The organism is Microcystis sp. LE19-41.2A (assembly GCF_027530405.1).
Lineage (GTDB): Bacteria > Cyanobacteriota > Cyanobacteriia > Cyanobacteriales > Microcystaceae > Microcystis > Microcystis aeruginosa.
On record NZ_JAPZQJ010000484.1, the window covers coordinates 1 to 5,793 of the forward strand.

The following is a 5,793-nucleotide window of genomic DNA, read 5'->3' on the forward strand; positions in this document are numbered from 1 at the left end:
TTGTTGGATAAGGTTTTTAGACTTTTTTTCCCTCAAAAAGTGCCGACCATTGGAGTGATTGGGGGGAAAATTCAGGTACTTTTTCCCTGAAAATTAGGTAGTTGACCACCTGAAAATCGATAAAACCCCACACCCCACACCCCACACCCCACACCCTGCCCCCAGGAAAAACTTTTTCAGCAAGCCCTAATTACAATCATGGACCCAACTAATCGCTAACCTTAAAACAGTTAGTAGTCGCTTAATTAGAAAGGAATTTCCGGATTTGGCGGCAAAGTATTTCGACAATAAACCTTATTTTTGGACGGGAGGTTATTTCGTGGCTAGTTGTGGAGGTGTTACCATCGAACAACTAAAAAAATACGTTGAGAACCAAAACTACCCGAAAGTGGAAACCCTACCGCGTTAGTTTTATTCTGGTGGCGATTCATCTCCCGTTAACTGCGTAGCGGTTTAACGGGAGTCCTCTCGCGACCTTGAGATAGATTTGGCTGGGTTGAATCGCGGCGGGATGATGATAACAACCATGACGCAATAAACTCATCTCTGGGGCGGTTTCGTCGGGAAAATAGGCAAAAGAAGTCAAATTCAAGAGAGTATTATCGATCGCCTCTCGATAGGTTCCATAACTAGGATCACTGCTGGGTAAAGCTTTTAATAAGCGAATCATCCCCGCCACAGCGATCGCCGCTGCCGAAGAATCCTTTTCCGTAGCGCCATTTTTTTGCAAGGCATAATCAAAGTCCCAGGGAGGAATAAAATCCCCGGCGCGTCTTTGTCCACCGGGCCAGCGATCGGGCAAATTGTCCAGATAATAATTAATGGCATCCTTGGCAATGGTTAACATTTCCGGATCGCCGGTGTAAATATAGGCCGTCGTGGCACTATAAATAAACCAAGCTTGACCCCGGGACCAAGTGCTATCATCGCGCCAGCCCTGTTTTCCCTCATTAAATAAGAAATTTCTATAGGTGGGAGAGTTGACATTTTGATCAAAATAGCCTCTTTGCCAAGTTCCCGTTTTACCCGGGCGACGGTTAGCCCCAAAGGTGCGGCTAATGGTGCGGATGTGGGAAAGGGCCTTTTCTTGCCAATCTTTTGCCTCCTTGGGGTCAGGATTGTGGAGACTTGCCCAGAGCATTTGTTCTATATTGATCGTATGGTCGATAAAAACCTGCCAATGTTCTTGCTGATCGGTGCGATCGGCCTTGCGTAACCAGCCAAAAGTCCCGATATCGGTGTGATAACTCCCTTTACCATCCTGAAAAGGTTGCGCTAGTTGTCTGGCCCCCCGTAAAGTTATCTCTAAAGCTGTCTGTTTTTCCTGGCCCTGTCCCGACTCAAACCAAGGGGCAAACACCAGTACATTATTAAGAGCGATGTCTTTGTTCTTCAAACTGGTTTCTTTTAAGGGATCGCTCCATTTTTTCGCGGCAGCTGACCAAAATCCCGCATCCATAGGTTTTGATTCTAAGTCAGCAATTTTCCATAATAAAGCAGCAAAAGCCCCTGCCGCCCAAAAATTGGCCTTTGCCAACTTCCAAGTGCCGGGGGTGGGACTATTCCCCCTCCGTAGCCAATTGAAGAAAGTAAAACCCGATGGCTCTGGATGGGTAAGATAGGGATAGAGAATGCCCCGACGGGCATAACTATCGAGATAATCGATCGTGGTCGCTAGTTTAATCTTAGCCAGATCGAGACAGAGCTTAATTCTTTCAGCTAGGGGCATTTTGGCGCGCAATTCCGCCGCCGATTGGGGACGATGGATAATCCGGAGGGCCGCCGCACCGATCGCCGCCCCTGTACCTAGAATGATGAGCGTGCGTCGCTGCAAATTCCCGACTCCTAAGCTGGATAGATGCGAATACGGCGATTCGGTTCCTCTCCGAAGCTATCGGATTGGAGACGGTAATGTTCCACTAATTCGTGCTGCATTTTCCGCACTTTCGCCGATCGCGGCAGTAACTCCACCGGTTGGCCGGTGGGAATAACGATTTGTTCCACCGCTAACCGGGCCTCCTCCAAAGCTTCGATCTCGTCATCACTACCGCTGCGGGCAAATAAACGCAGATCTGCACCTTCCTGATTCATCGGGTCATCAATGCCCAAAATCCGCTTTAAACCGCGAGAAATTTGGGGCAGGGTATTGGATTTGATGCCGTGGATGGGAATTTGTCTTACTTTGGCAATTTGACGCAATTTTGACTGATTTTTAACGTGGGAACGCAGGGCCAGCACCGCATCGGCCCCCTGTAAATCTTTGGTCAAAACGATCGGCAAATCTAGGGCCTGTACTACCTGTTCGATCGGGGCGCGACTGACTCCGTAGGGATAGACATAAACCGGCCAATCTTCGCCATTGGGACCGGGGACGCGGACTTTTTCCGTTTCCGGTTCTTCCTGCAGCCAAGATTGTTCGAGGAGGCGATCGAAATCGTTTTCCCGGTTGAGGGGGCCCGCAGGGAAACGGGCCACGGGAGTCATCCGGCCATCGGCCCGCCATCCCTTGGGTTTATCCATTTCCGGCAGATAATTGCCGCGCAAAGGGGTCAAGTTTTCCGATTTTGGTTCTTCCTGAGCGACTTGTACTTTCCCCTCCTCATCTACCCAACGGATTTGGGCAATTGCTTCCCGTCCCCGCAGCAGTTGATCGATCGTGGTGGATACGTCCTCGTGAATGACCCAGCGCTGACGTTCCAACATTTCGATGGCAATGTCAAAGGTGGGCGGTGCTTTGCGTTCTAAAACGGTCTTCTGAGAACCCCGACGGCGCGCTTCTTCGTCTCCGAGAGTTACTGCCTGAATTCCCCCGACTAAATCCGATAAAGTCGGGTTTTTAATTAAATTTTCCAGTTGATTGCCGTGGGCGGTTCCCACCAACTGCACCCCGCGTTCGGCGATCGTGCGAGCGGCCAGAGCTTCTAATTCCGTACCGATCTCATCAATCACGATCACCTCTGGCATATGGTTTTCCACCGCTTCGATCATGACTTGATGCTGCAATTCCGGACGGGCCACCTGCATCCGACGAGCGCGACCGATGGCCGGATGGGGAATATCTCCATCCCCGGCGATTTCGTTGGAGGTGTCGATAATCACTACCCGTTTATTGAGGTCGTCGGCTAAAACTCGGGCTATTTCCCGGAGAGCGGTGGTTTTCCCTACCCCCGGACGACCGAGCAGCAGCAGGGATTTACCCGTTTCCACTAGGTCGTTAATCAGGGTGATCGTACCGAAAACGGCCCGACCGATACGACAGGTTAAACCGATAATTTCCCCGTCTCGATTGCGAATGGCACTGATGCGGTGCAGGGTGCGTTCAATCCCGGCGCGATTATCGCCGCTAAAACTGCCCACCCGGGCGATCGAATACTGGATTTCTTCTTTTGAGATCGGTTCGTCCCCCAGATCGATCGCCCCATCGGGAAAACGCGCTTCTGGTATGCGTCCCAAATCCATAACTACTTCGATCAGTTGATGCTGCCGCGGGTGTTCCTCGATTTTGCCGCGAATCCGCGCAGGTAGAATTGCCAAGAGTTTGTTTAAATCGTCGGTAACTGGCATCCGAGAGGAGGGTAGGGTTTCTGGCATTAATAGTAAAAGGTTTTGGCGATAATTGGCTGTTTTTATTGCCAAGATTTTCTTGGGGTCTAACACATTTAGGGGTTAGTTGTCAATTAAAAAAATATTATAGTTTTTTGACCAAGGCTAGGCTTTTAATTGAGCAACGAGAATAGAAGCAGCTTTAACGGCTTCTTGGTAGGCTTGGGGGTCATTTTCAAGGTTAGGCTGGTCTAAATGCTCTAAAATTGGCAAAATCAATGAACGGGCGTAACTTCCAGATGCAATACCAGCGATTTTTTCTCTCAGTCCCAGTTGCTGTAATTTGGTCACGGTATGGTCATTGGTTCCCCCAGCTAACTGCACAAATCCGGTTAGATTTTCGGAGAGGACTTTTTTGGCCATGTTAATGGCCGGGTGGGTGGTTCCTTTGCCGATATCGCCGCTCATCGGCCGGCCGTCCGTCTGCCAAATCAGAGGACAGCTTAGGGGTGAAATAGTTTCTCGCAGATAGTGGAGGTAATCAATGATCTGCTGATCATCCTGGCAACTTATGGCGAGGATTTTTAGGTTTTTAGTTAGAGGTGCGATCGCTTGCCAGAGTCGAGCAAATTCCTCTCGATGACCGACTTGGGTATGAATTTCGATCGCATCGACTCCCATTTCGATAATTAAGGGGATAATTTCTGCGGGTTGACAGACACGGGATATTGTCTCGATTATTTGCGGGGGACAAACGGGTAAGCAGCGACCGCAACCATAACAGCGCTGTTCGATTACTCCTCCCCTATCGATAGCATAAGCGGGACAGATTTTTTCGCAGGGACGGGGACAATCGACCGGACAGAGTTGCGGGTTAAAGACAGCTTTACGAAAGTGGGGATCTTCCCCGTCGTTGAGACTGACCATTAACCAAGGTCGTCGATTTGGGGGGAATCCGGCGATTTTTTCGGCGGTTTCGATGCCTTCGCGGGCCGCAACAATCACGGCTCGGTCGGCGGCCACATCAATACAATCGGCCCCGGCGATAGTATAGGTCAAAGCGAGGTTGCGAATCGTGGGCAAATCCTGGTAACTAGCTCCACAGATGAGCTTGAACCAGTGACCCGCAACTAAGGACCAGAAGGGAGAGGAGTTTTTATCTAGCACTTTTTTATCCTATCGCAGCCAGCCCCTAAACGTCAGCCTTGTGCTGCTCTGATACCAAATCTTCTGACTAAAGACTGATTATTAATTCTTCCTTTGGCATTAGTGCCTGTCTGAGGCTGCCCCTCACTTTTGCCAGCAAGCAGAGGCTAGCAGCCTATCCGATAGATAATAGGTTCGTCAGTGGTTAGGAAAATGTGTAATTAATTTAGGGAAAAAAATACCAAATCCGTTTTAATCACGAGGATAATAAAATCCCGAAAGATATACTGTCACTAGATTGCTCACAAATTTTGGTCGGCGGATTTGGTAAGATCGTGTAATTAATCGAGTTCATCAAACAAAAGTTCCTCTAGAATTGGTCCCATACCGTCATCATCGGGGGAAACTAATTCAACTTTCCCTTCCGCATCACCGACGGCTAAGAATAACAAAGGAGCTAGGGGACTGTAAATCGAGTATTTTTGGTCTTCCGAAAAGAAACTGGCGAGAAATTGCAATTCTTCCGGCTCTGATGACGAGGAGGGTTCATCGCCATCAATTTCTAAACTGAGAACATTATCTTCTTCTAGGGGCGGTAATTCACCACTAACAGTCAAGGTGTGGGCAGTGGATTTGAGCAATAGGTCTAATTCTGCTAAAACCGCTTTAGCATCGGCGAAAATCCGCTCGATTTCCTCGCTATCTTCGATTAAGAAGGCATCAGATTCTTCTTCCTCCGATTCCTCATCCCAAGCTAGAATCATCACCGGGGTATCCACGGGGACAAGAAGCATATAGGTGAGATCATCGGTTTCATAGGCATTCTCAATATAACAGTCCAGCGATCGACCTTGCTCATCCCAGAGGGTTATGATATCCGCTTCTTCGAGTTCGTTTTCTTGAAAATTAAATTGAGATGGGGACATAGGCTCTCAAACGCTACTGATTGAATCAGAATATCATGAGTTGACATCCTCGCCGCCCTAAAAGTGCGGCGATTCCTAAACCTCACGATTTAAGTTTCTGCTTCCACCACCGTCGCATACCACAGTTAAAAAACCATGTACTGTCTTACACAGAGTCCACAGACTTTCGCCCCATTTC

At 48.9% G+C, this 5,793-nt stretch carries 4 protein-coding genes and 1 pseudogene; 1 reads left to right on the forward strand and 4 read right to left on the reverse strand.

Going from position 1 to position 5,793, the window contains the following annotated elements:
- Positions 1 to 202 precede the first annotated feature (202 nt).
- A pseudogene (locus O9290_RS20510) lies at positions 203 to 409 on the forward strand (IS200/IS605 family transposase); the annotation flags it as partial.
- Between the two features lie 18 nt (positions 410 to 427).
- On the opposite strand, the gene O9290_RS20515 reads toward O9290_RS20510, so the two are convergent.
- The 4 genes from O9290_RS20515 to O9290_RS20530 all read right to left on the reverse strand — a co-directional run bounded on the left by O9290_RS20515 (position 428) and on the right by O9290_RS20530 (position 5,615).
- Positions 428 to 1,834 carry a hypothetical protein gene (locus tag O9290_RS20515; protein WP_288055543.1) on the reverse strand — a complete coding sequence of 469 codons (1,407 nt, stop codon included), beginning with the start codon at positions 1,832 to 1,834 and terminating at the stop codon, positions 428 to 430.
- 11 nt (positions 1,835 to 1,845) lie between these two features.
- Positions 1,846 to 3,591 carry a R3H domain-containing nucleic acid-binding protein gene (locus O9290_RS20520; protein ID WP_502846471.1) on the reverse strand — a complete coding sequence of 582 codons (1,746 nt, stop codon included), beginning with the start codon at positions 3,589 to 3,591 and terminating at the stop codon, positions 1,846 to 1,848.
- Positions 3,592 to 3,708: 117 nt separating this feature from the next.
- Complete coding sequence (gene ldpA, locus O9290_RS20525) at positions 3,709 to 4,710, reverse strand: circadian clock protein LdpA (protein WP_002763316.1); 1,002 nt, start codon at positions 4,708 to 4,710, stop codon at positions 3,709 to 3,711.
- A gap of 320 nt (positions 4,711 to 5,030) precedes the next feature.
- Entirely contained in the window at positions 5,031 to 5,615 is a 585-nt protein-coding gene (locus O9290_RS20530) for a DUF3727 domain-containing protein (RefSeq protein WP_002763315.1), read from the reverse strand.
- Positions 5,616 to 5,793: the final 178 nt, after the last annotated feature.